We start from the raw sequence: 14,735 nt of genomic DNA, 5'->3' as shown, positions 1-14,735 counted from the left end.
TGCGGTGCCGCTGTCGCACGGCTGGGGTATCGTTCCGGGTACGCAAGCGCTCCGGGGTCGGTGCAAGTCCGAACCGGTGGTGACAGTCCACGAGCGTCGGACGGGTGAACTCCCGGCCGGTGCTGACCCGGTGGAAATCCGGGACCGACGGTGAAAGTCCGGATGGGAGGCGCGCTGGCGGAAGGCACGACCGTACCCGGCGATCCGACACGGATCCCGGACCGGGCGTTCCTCCCGCTCTGCCGACGACCGTCGTGCACACCCGGAGTCCCGTAGAAAGGGCACCAGTGTTCACCGGCATCATCGAGGAACTCGGCACCGTCACCGCCGTCGACCACCGCGGCGACTCCGTCGCGCTCACCATCCGCGGCCCGCTCGTGGTCGCCGACGCGCAGCACGGCGACTCGATCGCGACGAGCGGCGTGTGCCTCACCGTCGTCGAGCAGACCCCGGAGACCTTCACCGCCTTCGTCATGAAGCAGACGCTCGACATGAGCGCGCACGGCGCGCTCCGCGTCGGGGACCCGGTGAACCTCGAGCGTGCGGCCTCCGTCGGCGACCGTCTCGGCGGCCACATCGTCCAGGGGCACGTCGACGGCACCGCGACGGTGCTCGAGACCGTGGACGGCGACGGCTGGCGACGCGTGCGCTTCGCCCTGACGCCGGAACTCAGCCCGCTCGTCGTGGACAAGGGGTCGGTCGCGCTCGACGGCGTCTCGCTGACGGTCAGCGCCGTCTCCACCGAGACGACCGCGCCGTCGGACGCCTGGTTCGAGGTCAACCTCATCCCGGAGACCCTCGCCGCGACGACGCTCGGTGACCGCGTCCCCGGCGACCGGGTCAACGTCGAGACCGACGTCCTCGCACGGCACGTCCGCCGGATGCTGCGGCTCGACGCCGCAGCGTCGAAAGTCAGTCTGGAGGCCCGGTGATGGTCACCGAGACATCGCACGTCAGCGACACGGAGACCCCGGCGCCGGGGCCCGCTCCGGCGCGCGTCGCCGGTCTCGCGACCATCGACGACGCCGTCGCCGCCATCGCTGCCGGGCGCCCCGTGATCGTCGCCGATGACGAGGACCGCGAGAACGAGGGCGACGTGATCCTCGCGGCGGAACTCGCGTCACCGGAGTGGATCGCCTGGACCGTCGCGCACTCGTCCGGGTTCATCTGCGCCCCGGTCAGCGCCGCGATCGCCGACGCCCTCGACCTGCCGCCCATGGTCGAGACCAACGAGGACCCCCGCGGCACCGCCTACACGGTCACCGTCGACGCCGCAGCCGGCATCACGACGGGCATCAGCGCGCACGACCGTGCCCACACGCTCCGGGTGCTCGCCGACCCGACCTCGGTCCGCTCGGACCTGCACCGTCCCGGGCACGTCGTGCCGCTGCGCGCGCGTGCCGGCGGCGTCCGGGAACGCGCCGGGCACACCGAAGCCGCGATCGAACTCGTCACGGCCGCCGGGCTCCGTCCGGCCGCCGCGATCTGCGAGATCGTCGACGAGGACGGCAGCATGATGCGCCTGCCGCGGCTCGTCGAACTCGGGGCACGCGCCGGCGTGCCCGTCATCACCATCGCCGCACTCGTCGACTGGCTCGACGCGGCAGACCGGGCGGCGACCGACGTCGCGCCCACGGAAGGAACAGCACGATGAGCGGAGCAGGCGCGGCGGACCGCGACCACGTCGACGGCACCGGGATCCGGGTGGCGATCGTCGCCGGGCAGTGGCACGACACGATCGCGGCGGGGCTCCTCGCCGGGGCCCAGCGGGAGGTCGAGCGGCTCGGCGCCGAGGCGACCGTGCTCCCGGTCCCCGGCAGCTTCGAACTGCCGGTCGTCGCGAAGACGGCGCTCGAGAACGGGTTCGACGCCGCCGTCGCGCTCGGCGTGATCATCCGCGGGGGCACGCCGCACTTCGAGTACGTGTCCGACGCCGCCACGAGCGGGCTCACCCGCGTGGCGATCGAGACCGGCAAGCCCGTCGGCTTCGGCGTGCTCACCCTCGACGACGAGCAGCAGGGCATCGACCGCGCCGGCCTGCCCGGTTCGAAGGAGGACAAGGGCGCCGAGGCCGTGCACGCGGCGATCGCGACCGCCGTGGTGCTGCGGAGCCTGCGGGCGGCGACCGTTCCCGCCTGACCCGCACCGGGCCTCCCGGCGGCCTGCGCGTCCGCGCACGTCGCGAGGCGACCACATGCGCAAACGGGCCCCGCACCGATGAGGTGCGGGGCCCGTTTGCCGAGCGGACTGGTTACCGCTTGCCGAACACGTGGATCGGCAGGAAGAACGAGATGCACATGAGCAGCACGCCGCCCATGAACACGAAGGCCTGGCCCGAGCTCACCTGGAACGCGACGCCGAACAGGTACATCGACACCAGCAGGAGCAGGATCGAGAAAACAGCGGCGATGACGCGGCCCACAGTGGTACCTCCGGAATCAGGCGGGTGGATCGGACCCAGTCTATCCCCAGGCAGGGGTGTGCTGGTTCACGCCGCGGGCTTCGAGGACACGAGCCGGTCCACGACGACCAGGAGCGCTTCCATGTCGACGGTCGCGCGGTCCGGGCGGACGTCGCTCGCGGCCCCGAGCGAGGCGGCGTGGTACAGGCCGTCGCCCATCAGCTTGATCGCCTGCGCGGTGGGGGCGTCGCCGAGCGCGTCGACCAGGGTCGCGAGCCACGCGTTCTCGGTCTCGTCGAGGGTGCGACCCGCTTCCTCGTAGCCGGCCTGCTGCAGGCGGCTGGCGGCGAGGAGCGCCAGGTCGAGCTCGCTGCCGACGAACTGGCAGTTGCGCACGAAGTAGCGGGCGGGGCCGTCCTCGGCGTCCCGCATCCGCTCCACGTCGATCGCGGAGAGGTCGGCCAGACGGTCGCAGAGTCCCTCGACCAGGGCCGCCTTCGACCCGAAGTGGTAGAGCAGCCCGCCCTTGGACACACCCGCTCGTGCGGCGACGGCGTCGAGGGTGGCGGTGCGCTCGCCCTCTTCGCACACGATGGCGACGAAGCTGTCGAGGACGCGGTCGCGAGCACTGGCCATAGGGGGAGTCTAGGGAGTCGTGGGCGGCGGGACGGAACTGCCCCGCCGCCCACGCGCTCAGCCCTTCAGCGCGCCGGCTGCGATGTTGGCGATGAAGTGCCGCGAACCGATGATGAACACCCCGATCAGCGGGAAGACGCTGATCACCGCCCCGGCCGTCACCGCGCCGAGGTCGGTGGCGTTCACCGAGCTCAGCCCCGCGAGGGCGACCTGGAGCGTCTGCCCCTTCGGGTCGATGAGCACGATGAGGGGCCAGACGTAGTCGTTCCAGGCGGTGATGAACGTGAAGATCCCGAGGAACGCCAGCCCACCGCGGAGCATCGGCACCGCGATCGACCACCAGGTCCGGAAGAACCCGGCTCCGTCCACCCGCGCCGAGTCGATGATCTCGTTCGGGATCGACCCGGTCGCGAACTGCCGGAGCAGGAAGATGCCGAACGCGTTCGCCGCTCCCGGCACGATGAGCGCCTGGAGCCCGCCGATCCACCCGAGGTGCGACATGAGCACGAAGCTCGGCACCAGGGAGAGGCTGCCCGGGACCAGGAACGTCGCGAGCATCACGGTGAAGAGCGACCGCTTGAACGGGAACTCGTACTTCGCGAACGCGAAGGCCGCGAGCGAGTCGAACACCATCACGAGGACGGCGGTGCTGCCCGCGACGATCACCGTGTTCAGCAGCGCGCGGAGCATGTCGACGTTCGCGAACACCGAGGCCACGTTCGCCATCGCGTTGCTGCCGAACCACATCGACGGCGGGTAGCCGAAGATCTCCGCGTTCGTCGAGGTCGACATGACGAGCAGCCAGTAGAACGGGAAGATCGACAGCACCACGCCGACGACCAGGCAGACGTGCGTGACGAGCGTCCCGGCCCAGCCCCGGCGGAAGCCGTGCCGGTGGTCGTCGCCGGCCGCCCCGGGACGGCCGAGCGCGGCGGCGGTGTTCGTTGTCGTGGTCGTCGGCTGGGTCGCGGTCATGCGTCGACCCCCTTCGTGGTCGAGCGGACGGTGCGGACGGTGCGTGCGGTGCGGAGCCGTCTCGGTGTCTTCAGGCCGTCGCGTTCACTGAGCAGGCGCCAGTTGATGATCGCGAAGACCACCGAGAAGATGAACAGCACCCAGGCGATCGCCGACCCGTACCCGAAGTCGAACTGGTTGAACGCCTGCTCGTACTGGTAGAGCACGATCGTCATGCCGGCCTCGTCCGGACCACCGACCGAGCCCCCGTTGAACAGGATCTGCGGCTCGGTGAAGAGCCCGAGCCCGCCGATGGTCGACGTGATGAGCGTGAACAGGATCACCGGCCGCAGCATCGGGACGGTGATGCGCGAGAAGATCTGCCAGGTGTTCGCACCGTCGACCTTCGCGGCGTCGTAGAGCTCCGTCGGGATCGACTGCAGCCCGGCGAGGTAGATGATCGCGTTGTACCCGGTCCACCGCCAGATCACCATCACCGAGATCGTGACCTTGATGCCCCAGTACGACGACAGCCAGCCGACGGGATCGGCCCCGAGCGTCCGCAGTGCGGCGTTCACCAGGCCGAACCCGTCCGAGAACACCGACCCGAACACGATCGCCATCGCGACCATGCTCGTGACGTTCGGGATGAAGAACGCGACGCGGTAGAAGCCCTTCGCGCGGATGTTCCCGTGCAGCAGGAACGCCAGGACGAGCGCCAGGAAGAGCATCGGGATCGTCGACATGACCCAGATCAGGAAGGTGTTCGCGACGGCGTTCCAGAACCGCGGGTCACCGAGCAGGTACTCGTACTGCGCGAACCCGACCCACGCCGGCGCTCCGATACCGTCCCAGTCCGTGAAGGACAACACGATCGAGAACACGATCGGGAACAGCCCGAACACCAGGAACAACACGTAGAACGGTGCGATCGCGACGTACTGCGGCCAGAACCGCCGGAGACCGAAGCGCTTCCCGGACGCGGCGGTGGTGATCGACGAGGTGGGCGTCCCCACGACGGCCGGGATGCTCGTCGTGGGCGGGGCCTGCTTGGTGCTCATGCGCCGACCCCCCCGCTTCTCGAGCACGCGGTTGGTCTGGTCGACGGCGTCGCGCCAGGCCCGGTCCGGGTCCTTGCCGGCGGCCTCGACGTTCGTGATCTCGGTCGCGAAGGCGCCGATGAACCGCTCGTTGTTCGAGATGTAGGTCACCGGCACGTCCATGGCGGTGTCGCTGAAGAACCCGAGCGGGTCCTGGTCCCCGAAGAAGTCCCCGGGGTTGCGCATCAACCCGTTCTCGAACGACGACGGCGTCGACGGGAACAGCTGGATGTCGTTGTACGTGTGGGACTGCACCTCCGGGGACGTGATCCACTGCGCGAAGGCCACGGCGGCGGCCGGGTCCTTCGACGTCTTCGGGACGGCGAGGAACGAGCCACCGCTGTTGCCCGGCCGCTCCGGCTGCCGCGCGATCCGCCACTTCCCGGACGAGTCCGGCGCCGTGTCGTGGATCACCTGGGTCCACCAGGCGCCCTCGATCTGTCCCGCAACGCGGCCGGACACCCACCCGGCGTTCTGGTCGGTCCCGGACTGCAGGTTCCCGGTCACGCCGGACCGCGCGCACGCGACGGCGTTCTCCCACGCCTTCCGGATGCTGCTGTCGTCCCGCTCGAACACCGGCTGGTCGTCGCGGTCGAAGTACCGGGTGGGGCTGGCGTAGACGTACTGGTTGAACAGCTGGTTCGCCGTGATCACCGTCGCGACGTCCGCCTTCTTGCGGAGCGTCGAACCGAACGTCCGGAAGTCGTCCCATGTGGTGATCGACGCGGACACCTCGTCCGGGTCGGTCGGCAACCCGGCCTTCGCCAGGACGTCCTGCCGGTAGAAGAACGCGGTGGGGCCGGTGTCGACCGGCCAGAAGCACTGCCGGCCGCTCGGGGTGGTGCCGAGGGCGCGCTTCCAGTCGTAGTACTCGCCCTTCTTCGCCGCACCCCCGTGCTCGTCGAAGTCGGTGAACAGGTCCTCGTCGGGGAAGTACAGCCAGCAGTTCGAGTTGACCATGAGCACGTCCGGGATGAACGCGTTGCCCGCCAGTGCCGTGCGGAACTTCGTGTCGTACGACGCCCCGCCGATCAGGTCGGGCCGCAGGCGCATCGGCCGGTGCCCGTCGATCCCGGCGGCGGCCTGCCCGAGGAACTCCGGATCCAGGGACCGGTTCCAGTACCAGAGGACCAGCTCGTCCGGGTCCTTCGAGATGGCGGTGCCGGTGGAACACCCGGCGAGGAGGGCGGCGGCGCCGAGGGCACCTGCGCCGGCGAGGAACCCCCGCCGACTGAGACGGATCGATGGCGTTGCTGTCACTTCTGGACCTGCTCTCGTCGTTGAGATCGGTTGCCGTGAACGCTCGACCGTGAACGCTCACGAAGTGGGTCAGAGCATGCTCTGCCCGACACGCCGTGTCAAGCAACGATTCCGTTGCGGCACCGGGCTGAGCGCGTTACCGTCGTCGTGACCGTGAAGGTTCACGAGACGAACAGGATCCGCATGTCAGCGCAGACCGCGACCACCGCAGGCACCCCGACCGGCGCCGCCCACGACACCCCCGGCTGGGCCGTCCTCGGGCCGGGCAGCATCGCCCGCCGGTTCCTCTCCCAGCTGCCGGCGAGCACCGCCGGGGCGACCCTGGTCGCCGCGGGGAGCTCGTCCGTTGAACGCGCGCAGGCGTTCGCGGACGACGCCGTCGAGCACGGCTTCACCGACGTCGCCGCGCGCACCTACGACGAGGTCCTGGCCGACCCGGACGTCGACGCCGTGTACGTCTCGACCGTGCACACCGGTCACGCGCACCTCGTCCTCGCCGCGCTCGCCGCCGGCAAGGCCGTGCTCTGCGAGAAGCCCCTGTCGCCGAACCACGGCACGTCGATGGCGCTCGCCGATGCCGCACGACAGGCGGGCCTCCCGCTCGTCGAGGCGTACATGTACCGCTTCCACCCGCAGACCGCGGCGCTGCTCGACGTCGTCCGCCAGGGCGCGATCGGGGACGTGACGCACATCGACGCCTCGTTCGCGTTCCGCGCCGGCTCCCGGACCGGGCGGCTGTTCGACGTCGACACGGCCGGCGGCGGCATCCTCGACGTCGGCGGCTACCCGGTGACCATGGCAGCGGCGATCGTGCAGGCGGCCACCGGTGTCGCCGTCGCCGAGCCGACCGAGCTCACCGCGACCGGGACCCTCGGGCCGACCGGTGTCGACGAGTGGACGACCGCGACGCTGACGTACCGGGGCGGCATCACCGCCGACGTCCGGACGGGCGTCCGCGTGCAGGACGACAACGCCGTCACCGTGTACGGCACCAGCGGCAAGGTGACCCTCACGGATCCGTGGACCCTCGGCGAGGACCCGACGATCGAGGTCCGCACCGTCGACGAGGACCCGCGCACGCTGTCCTTCGCTGGCGCGAAGCCCTACGCGCTCGAGGCCGACGCCACCACCGCCGCCCTGGCCGCCGGTCGGGTGGACGTGCCCGAGTACACGCTCGACGAGTCGCTCGCCACCGCCCGCACGCTCGACAGGTGGCGTGCGGCGATCGGCCTGCGCTACCCGTTCGAGGCCGAGACCGCCGACATCCCCACGGTCAGCGGTCGCCCGCTCACCGTCCAGGACGGCAACCCCATGCGGTTCGGCGAGGTCCCCGGCGTCGGCAAGCGGATGTCCCGCCTGGTGATGGGCGTCGACAACCAGCCCGACCTGGCGCACGCCAGCGCGATCTTCGACCTGTTCGTCGAGCAGGGCGGCAACGTCTTCGACACCGGCTACATCTACGGCGGCGGCGTCCTCGAGGGCCGGCTCGGCAAGTGGATCCAGAACCGCGGCATCCGTGAGGACGTGGTCGTCATCACCAAGGGCGCACACACCCCGTACTGCGACCCGGAGTCCCTCAGTCGGCAGCTGCTCGAGAGCCTCGAGCGTCAGGGCACCGACTACGCGGACATCTACATGATGCACCGCGACAACGAGGACATCCCGGTGGGGGAGTTCGTCGACGTCCTCGACGAACACCGTCGCGCCGGCCGGATCCGCGTGTACGGCGGCTCGAACTGGAGCCTCGCCCGGTTCGACGAGGCGAACGCCTACGCCCGCGCCAACGGCAAGCACGAGTTCGAGGTCCTCAGCAACCACTTCGGCCTGGCCGAGGCGTACGACGTCCCGTGGGCGGGGTGCCGTCACGTCACGGACGCGGCGTCGAAGGCCTGGCTCGAGGAACGCCAGGTGCCGCTGCTGCCCTGGTCCTCGCAGGCCCGTGGCTTCTTCACCGGGCGGGCGACGCCGGAGGACACCAGCGACGCCGAGCTCGTGCGCTGCTACTACTCCGACGACAACTTCGAGCGGCTGCGCCGGGCGTCCGAGCTCGGTGCACGGTTCGGCGTCCCCGCGACGGCGATCGCCCTGGCCTACGTCCTCAACCAGCCGTTCCCGACGTTCCCGCTCTTCGGACCGCGTACGATCGCGGAAGCCCGTTCCTCGATGACGGGCCTCTCCGTCGAACTCACTCCGGAACAGGTGGCATGGCTGGACCTCCGCGACTGACCGACGCCACCCACCCCGGTGACCCCGGCGGCCGGGCGACGATCATCGACGTCGCCACGGCCGCCGGGGTGTCCCGGCAGACCGTCACCCGGGCGATGAACGGGATGACGGGCATCAGCGCCGCGACGAAGGAACGGGTGCTCGCCGTCGCGGAACAGCTCCGCTACCGGCCGTCCCGGTTCGGGCGTGGCCTGGTCACCGGCGGCGACCACCAGCTCGGACTCGTCGTCAACGACCTCCGGAACCCCTACACGCCGCAGCTCGCCGCCTCGGTGTTCCAGCTCGCCGCCGAGCAGGGCTGGAACGTCATGCTCGCCGACGTCGACCTGGCGAGCGACCCCGATCGCATGGTCACCGCGCTCGGCGCGCAGACGGACGTCGTGATCGGGTACTTCGGGTCCCGCCGCGAGCGCTGGAACGAGCAGCTCGGCACCGTTCCCATGGTCGAGCTCGACCCCTCCTCGGACCCGCCGACCGCCGCCGTGTGGATCGACCCCGCTGACGGGATCGAGGCCCTCGCCGACCACCTCGTCACCACCGGGGTCCGCCACCCCGTCGTCCTGGACAACTCGTCGCCCGAGCACACGAGCGTGCGCGGCGTGCTCATGACGGACGCCCTGCGCCGTCGCGGCTACCTGCCGGACCTGGTGCACGCGCCGCACGGCACCGCCGAGTGCGGGGCCGAGGAGACCGCCCGGATCCTCGCACGCAGGGGGCGGCTCGACGCGATCCTGGCCTTCAACGACGTGATGGCGCTCGGCGTGCTGCAGGCCTGCCGTCGCGCCGGCGTCGACGTGCCGGGCGATGTCCGGGTCGTCGGCGTCGACGGGCTCCCGCTCGGCGCACTGGTCTCGCCGCCGCTCACCACGCTGGCCGTCGACCTCGACGAGGTCGCCCGCGAGGCCCTCGACCTCGCCCTCGGCATGCTCGCCGGCGAGCTCCCGCGGCACGGCGCAGCCGTGCAGCGCACGGTCCGCCACCGTCTGCTGCTGCGCGAGTCCGCCTAGCAGCCCGCCCCCGGCGGGGGTGCCGGAACGCGGACGGGAGGCTCGGTGCCAGCTGGCACCGAGCCTCCCGTCCGTTGCTTGTTGCGTTTGCAACGTTACCCGTCCAGACGGTACAGTAGACGGGTCCCGCCGGGCCGCGTGACGACTTCCGCGCCCGTCGCTCTTCCTCGAAGTCCGTGGAGCACCACCATGTCCGCACTCCTCACCAGTCCCGTCGCCACCCGTGTCACCACGAGTCGAGCGCGACGGTTCCTGGCGCTCGCGGTCCTGATGCTGCCCGTGCTCCTCATCTCCGTCGACAACACGATCCTGAGCTTCGCGCTGCCGTCGATCTCCCGTGCGCTCGACCCGGACGCCACCACCCAGCTCTGGATCGTGGACGCGTACCCGCTGGTCCTCGCCGGGCTGCTGGTCGTGATGGGGAGCATCGGCGACCGCATCGGGCGTCGGAAGATCCTGGTCATCGGGGCCACCGGCTTCGCGCTGCTGTCGGTCGCGGCCGCGTTCGCCACCGACGCCTGGATGCTCGTCGCCGCGCGCATCGCGATGGGCGTGTTCGGGGCGATGCTGATGCCGGCGACCCTGTCGATCATCCGGAACGTGTTCCCGGACGCGGGGGAGCGTCGGATGGCGCTCGCGGTCTGGTCGACCATGTTCGCCGCGGGCAACGCGCTCGGCCCGCTCGTCGGTGGGGCGCTCCTCGCGCACTTCCACTGGGGGAGCGTGTTCCTCGTCGCGGTGCCGATCCTGGTGCTGATGCTCGTGGGCGTGCCGTTCTGCGTGCCGGAGTCCCGGGACCGCAACCCCGGCCCTGTCGACGTCCCGAGCATGCTGCTCTCGCTCGGCACCCTCGCGCCGATCGCCTGGGCGATCAAGTCGATCGTGCACCCGGAGGAGCGCGGCCTCGCGATCGCGATGGTCGCCGTCGGTGTGCTCTGCGGCGTGGCGTTCGTGCGCCGGCAGCTCCGCACCCGCACCCCGATGCTCGACCTGCGGCTGTTCCGCAGCACGGCGTTCACGGGCAGCGTGCTCATGAACATGGCGGCGATGTTCTCGCTGACCGGGTTCCTGTTCTTCATCGCGCAGCACCTGCAGCTCGTCGCCGGGCTCGACCCGTTCACCTCGGGCGTCGTGCTCATCCCCGGGTCGGTGCTCACCATCGTCGCCGGGCTCGTCGTCGTGCCGATCGTGGCCAGGGTCGCACCGCGCTGGGTCGTGGCCGTCGCCCTGCTGTTCTCGGCGGCCGCGTACGGGATGGTCGCGGTCCTCGGTCACCACGCCTCGATCGTCGCGCTGGCGTTCGCGTTCGTGCTGCTCGGCATCGGGATCGGCGCGTCCGAGACGGTCACGAACGACCTCATCATCTCGACGGCCCCGGCGGACAAGGCCGGCGCTGCCTCCGCGGTGTCCGAGACGGCGTACGAGATCGGTGCGGTGCTCGGCACGGCGGTGCTCGGGACGATCCTGGCGACCGCGTACCGCGCCCACGTGTCGGTGCCGAGCGGGCTGTCGTCGACGGCGCACACCGCGGCGCAGGAAACGCTCGGCGGTGCCGTGTCCGCGGCGTCGTCGCTCGGCGGGTCGGCCGGGCAGGCGCTGCTCGAGTCGGCGCGGGCGGCGTTCGACTCCGGCGTGACGATCACGTCCGGCGTCGCCGCGGTGCTCATGGTCGTCGCCGCTGCCGGCGCCGTCGTGATGCTCCGGCGGCGCTGAGCGCGCTGCGCCGCGCGGTGCGCTGCGGCGCACGGCGCTGCGCGCCGGTTGGCAGTGTGCGAGGTTCCGGACACTGTGCCCCGCCGCCGGCCTCGCACCGTGTCCGGAACCTCGCACACTGCGGGGCCCCGCGCGGGCACCCTCGCACCGTGCGATGCGTCATCGGGCGTCATCCGGCACGCCCGGGATGGGTCGAACCTGGGAATCGTTGACCTCAACATAGGTTGAGGTCCTACGTTGGGACATGGCCGCGAGGACCGCGACCGATCCCACTCCCGAACGAGGAACGACCACGACTCCCATGCCCGAAGCAGCACCGGCCACCATCGCGGACGCGTACAAGGCGGCCTTCCGCGGGCACCCCGCCGGCGTCGCCGTCATCACCGCCGAGGGACCGGACGGCCCGACCGGGCTCACGGCATCGAGCGTGGCGAGCGTCGCGATCGACCCGCCCGTCCTGGTCTTCTCCCTCTCCACGAACTCCGGGTCCGCCGGCACGATCCTCGGAGCGCCGCTGTTCGTGGTGCACCTCATGGACTCGCACGGCGTCGCACTCGCGAAGCGGTTCGCGTCCACCGGCAGCCCCGCAGCCGACGACCCGATCTGGGGCACGCTGCCGTCGGGGGACCGCTACCTGCCGTCCGCCGCGTCCGCTCTGCGCTGCCGACCGCTCTCGACGACGCCGATCGGCAGCTCGACCGTGGTCGTCGCCGAGGTCCTGGACATCGTCCTCGGCTCCGAACGGGGCGAGCCGCTGGTCTACCACAACCGGGAATTCCACTCCCTCACCGATCGTTCCCGGCTCTCGTGAGCCGCGGAGCACCATCCGCCAATCCACTGATCGAAAGGAACTCACATGGCTGAGTACACCCTGCCGGAGCTGCCGTACGACTACGCCGCACTCGAGCCGCACATCAGCGGCAAGATCATGCAGCTGCACCACGACAAGCACCACCAGACCTACGTGACGGGTGCGAACACCGCGCTCGAGCAGCTCGCCGAGGCCCGCGAGTCGGGCAGCCTGGCCAACGTGAACAAGCTCGAGAAGGACCTCGCGTTCAACCTCGGTGGCCACGTCAACCACTCGATCTTCTGGACCAACCTCGGCCCGGACACGAAGGTCCCGGAGGGCGAGCTCGCCGCCGCGATCGACGAGTTCTTCGGCTCGTTCGAGAAGTTCCAGGCCCAGTTCACCGCCGTCGCCACGGGCATCCAGGGCTCCGGCTGGTCCGTCCTGGCCTGGGACACCGTCGGCCAGAAGCTCACGACCTTCCAGCTCTTCGACCAGCAGGCCAACGTGCCGTTCGGTCTCGTGCCGATCTTCATGCTCGACATGTGGGAGCACGCGTTCTACCTCGACTACCTCAACGTCAAGGCGGACTACGTCAAGGCCGTGTGGAACATCGTGGACTGGGAGAACGTCGCCGCTCGCTTCGCGAACGCCAAGTCGCAGTCGTTCGTCACGCTCTGACCTGACCTGACCTGACGGATGGGAGGCCCGGTGCCAGCTGGCACCGGGCCTCCCGTCCGTTCGCGCTGCCGGAGGCGCCGCTCCGTGCCGGAGGCGCCGCTCTCTGCTCGAGACGCCGCGGATTCCGGCGGTGTCTCGAGCAGCCCGAGGTGTCTCGCGCAGATCCGGCCGCCGCCAGCCGCCGCCGCCCGCCGCCGCCAGCCCGCCGCCGCCCGCCGCCGCCGCCCGCCGCGCCGCCGCCGCGCCGCCGCCGCCTCAGACCGCGGCGAAGTCCGCGCCCGAGACCAGCCGGTCGGCCACCGCGCGCAGCGCCGCATCGATGTCGGTGTGCTCGCGGTCCATGATGGTGCCCCACTGCGCACCCCGGGCCGCGAGCACCGCTCCGCGCGCCGCACGCTCCCCGTCGCGTTCGCCGTATCCGTGGGCCGTGCACCACGCCGTGATCGCCTCGACCTGCGCGCGGTGGAACCGGTGCTCCCGGTCGCGCCCGTCGAGCGACTCCACCGAGCCGAGCTCGAACGTCAGCCGCGCGGCGAGGGAGCGCTCCGGGTCCTCGAGTCCGCCGAACACCGCGACGAGGTACTCCGCGAGGGTGATGTCGTCCGCCTCCGGGTCGAGCGTGGCGGCCGTGGTGCTCCGGGCGAGGTGGTCGACCACCGCTTCGATGAGGGCCTCGCGGGTGCCGAAGTGGTAGACGATCGGGTACGCGCTGGTGCCGAGGACGCGGCCGAGGCTGCGCACCGAGACGTCTTCGAGCTTGGTGTCCTGCAGGTGCTGGGCCACCTTGGCGACGATGGCCGGCTTCAGGGTCGGATCGGGCTTGCGGGGCATGGGATCTCCGGCCGTGCGATGGAACAGGACACAATCATGAAACATGTTACCGGCAGAGTCCGACATCGTGCTAAAAGTTGTCATTGCAGCCGCGATCTGAAGAGGGACGCAGGAAGTGGAGATTTTCTCGTGTTCACGTAGACTGGCGCCGATGTCCCTGTCCTCCGCGCGCTCCGTGCCCCCGTCCCGTCCCGCGGGGGCTCCCGGCGGACGCGGGGTCGCGGGCCGCCGTCGCGGCCTCGGGAAGCGCTTCCTGGTGGTCGGCGACGTGATGGACGGCGTGCTCGTGCACACCCGCGCCACCGGGCCGGGCGACCACGACCCGGCGGCCACCATCCGGCACCGCCCTGCCGGCGCCGCGGGGAACACCGCGACCTGGCTGGGCTGGCTCGGCGCCGAGGTCGACCTGGTCGGCCGGGTCGGTGTCGACGACGTCTACCGGCACGCCCGCGCGCTCGAGGACGCCGGCGTCCGTCCGCACATCCACCACGACGCCGGCACCTCCACCGGGGTCGTCGTGTCGGTCCGGAACGCCCGTGCACGGACGTCGATGTCCGACGGCGCCGCGAGCGCGCTCGTCACGGCGGGCGACGTGCCGGACGAGCTCGTCGCACGCGCCGACATCGTGCACCTGACCGGTGAGGCGATGCTCGGTTCCGGCGGGGTCGAACGGCTCGCGGCACTCGTCTCCAGGGCGCGGTCGGGCTCGGCGCGCGTGTCCTTCGACCCGTCGTCGGCCGCGGTGGTCCGAGCCACGGGCGGGTCGGCGTTCCTCGAGGCGATCGCAGGGGTCGACCTCCTCGTCCCGGGTGCGGCCGAGGCCCTCGCGCTCACCGGGGCCGCCGACGTGGTCGAGGCCACGCGGATCCTCAGCCACTCGGTACCGCTCGTCGTCGTCACCCTCGGGCACGAGGGCGTCCTGGTCGGGCGGCCGGGCCGGTCACCGCAGCGCGTCCCCGCGACGGCAGCGACGGTCGTCGACACGATCGGCGCTGGAGACGCCTTCGCCGCGGGGTTCATCCGGGCATGGGCGACGGACCCGGTCCGTGTGGGTGCCGCCGCTCGTGAAGGTGCCAGGGTCGCCGCACGCGCGCTCGGGTTCGTCGGCGGTCGCCCGCCGGTCTGACGCCGCGCGG

Annotated in this window: 14 protein-coding genes and 1 riboswitch; of the genes, 9 read left to right on the top strand and 5 right to left on the bottom strand. The window is 71.2% G+C overall.

What is annotated here, in order from left to right:
• Positions 1–43 precede the first annotated feature (43 nt).
• A riboswitch (FMN riboswitch) is annotated at positions 44–178 on the top strand.
• Between the two features lie 109 nt (positions 179–287).
• The 3 genes from ACIPJY_RS12780 to ribH are packed head-to-tail and all read left to right on the top strand — an operon-like array spanning position 288 to position 2,139.
• Positions 288–932 carry a riboflavin synthase gene (locus ACIPJY_RS12780; protein ID WP_400461959.1) on the top strand — a complete coding sequence of 215 codons (645 nt, stop codon included), beginning with the start codon at positions 288–290 and terminating at the stop codon, positions 930–932.
• On the top strand, positions 932–1,654 hold the full coding sequence (gene ribB / locus ACIPJY_RS12775) for a 3,4-dihydroxy-2-butanone-4-phosphate synthase (RefSeq protein WP_400461962.1): 723 nt from the start codon (positions 932–934) through the stop codon (positions 1,652–1,654). The genes ACIPJY_RS12780 and ribB overlap by 1 nt, the downstream gene beginning before the upstream one ends.
• Entirely contained in the window at positions 1,651–2,139 is a 489-nt protein-coding gene (ribH, locus tag ACIPJY_RS12770) for a 6,7-dimethyl-8-ribityllumazine synthase (RefSeq protein WP_400461965.1), read from the top strand. Before ribB ends, ribH begins: the two co-directional genes overlap by 4 nt.
• Positions 2,140–2,251: 112 nt before the next feature.
• On the opposite strand, the gene ACIPJY_RS12765 is transcribed toward ribH, so the two are convergent.
• The 4 genes from ACIPJY_RS12765 to ACIPJY_RS12750 form a co-directional block, all read right to left on the bottom strand.
• The gene (locus ACIPJY_RS12765) at positions 2,252–2,422 is read right to left on the bottom strand and encodes a hypothetical protein (RefSeq protein WP_400461968.1); all 171 of its coding nucleotides are present in this window, start codon (positions 2,420–2,422) and stop codon (positions 2,252–2,254) included.
• A 66-nt stretch (positions 2,423–2,488) separates the two neighbouring features.
• A complete protein-coding gene (locus ACIPJY_RS12760) occupies positions 2,489–3,037 on the bottom strand; it encodes a TetR/AcrR family transcriptional regulator (protein WP_400461971.1) in 549 nt (182 codons plus the stop codon).
• A 57-nt stretch (positions 3,038–3,094) separates the two neighbouring features.
• A complete protein-coding gene (locus ACIPJY_RS12755; protein WP_400461974.1) occupies positions 3,095–4,012 on the bottom strand; it encodes a carbohydrate ABC transporter permease in 918 nt (305 codons plus the stop codon).
• Positions 4,009–6,351 (bottom strand): extracellular solute-binding protein, encoded by a 2,343-nt coding sequence (locus tag ACIPJY_RS12750; protein WP_400461977.1) that lies wholly within the window; start codon positions 6,349–6,351, stop codon positions 4,009–4,011. Before ACIPJY_RS12750 ends, ACIPJY_RS12755 begins: the two co-directional genes overlap by 4 nt.
• Positions 6,352–6,534: 183 nt before the next feature.
• Here ACIPJY_RS12750 and ACIPJY_RS12745 point away from each other — a divergent pair, with 183 nt between their 5' ends.
• From ACIPJY_RS12745 to ACIPJY_RS12725, 5 genes are all read left to right on the top strand, one after another.
• Positions 6,535–8,577: an aldo/keto reductase gene (locus tag ACIPJY_RS12745; RefSeq protein WP_400461979.1), complete on the top strand. Its 2,043-nt coding sequence runs from the start codon at positions 6,535–6,537 to the stop codon at positions 8,575–8,577.
• Entirely contained in the window at positions 8,556–9,584 is a 1,029-nt protein-coding gene (locus ACIPJY_RS12740) for a LacI family DNA-binding transcriptional regulator (RefSeq protein ID WP_400461982.1), read from the top strand. Before ACIPJY_RS12745 ends, ACIPJY_RS12740 begins: the two co-directional genes overlap by 22 nt.
• A gap of 189 nt (positions 9,585–9,773) precedes the next feature.
• Complete coding sequence (locus tag ACIPJY_RS12735) at positions 9,774–11,297, top strand: MFS transporter (protein ID WP_400461985.1); 1,524 nt, start codon at positions 9,774–9,776, stop codon at positions 11,295–11,297.
• A 301-nt stretch (positions 11,298–11,598) separates the two neighbouring features.
• Complete coding sequence (locus ACIPJY_RS12730; protein WP_400461987.1) at positions 11,599–12,108, top strand: flavin reductase family protein; 510 nt, start codon at positions 11,599–11,601, stop codon at positions 12,106–12,108.
• A gap of 45 nt (positions 12,109–12,153) precedes the next feature.
• Complete coding sequence (locus ACIPJY_RS12725) at positions 12,154–12,768, top strand: superoxide dismutase (protein ID WP_400461990.1); 615 nt, start codon at positions 12,154–12,156, stop codon at positions 12,766–12,768.
• A 255-nt stretch (positions 12,769–13,023) separates the two neighbouring features.
• Here ACIPJY_RS12725 and ACIPJY_RS12720 read toward each other — a convergent pair whose 3' ends face one another.
• Positions 13,024–13,599, bottom strand: a complete 576-nt coding sequence (locus tag ACIPJY_RS12720; protein ID WP_400461993.1) for a hypothetical protein — start codon at positions 13,597–13,599, stop codon at positions 13,024–13,026.
• Between the two features lie 151 nt (positions 13,600–13,750).
• Between ACIPJY_RS12720 and ACIPJY_RS12715 the strand changes: the two genes are divergently transcribed.
• Positions 13,751–14,725 (top strand): carbohydrate kinase family protein, encoded by a 975-nt coding sequence (locus tag ACIPJY_RS12715; RefSeq protein ID WP_400461996.1) that lies wholly within the window; start codon positions 13,751–13,753, stop codon positions 14,723–14,725.
• Positions 14,726–14,735: the final 10 nt, after the last annotated feature.

The organism is Curtobacterium sp. NPDC090223 (genome assembly GCF_044746585.1).
Taxonomy (GTDB): Bacteria; Actinomycetota; Actinomycetes; order Actinomycetales; family Microbacteriaceae; genus Curtobacterium.
Note: the sequence above shows the minus strand (reverse complement) of the source record. Positions and strands in the feature narration are given on the sequence as shown.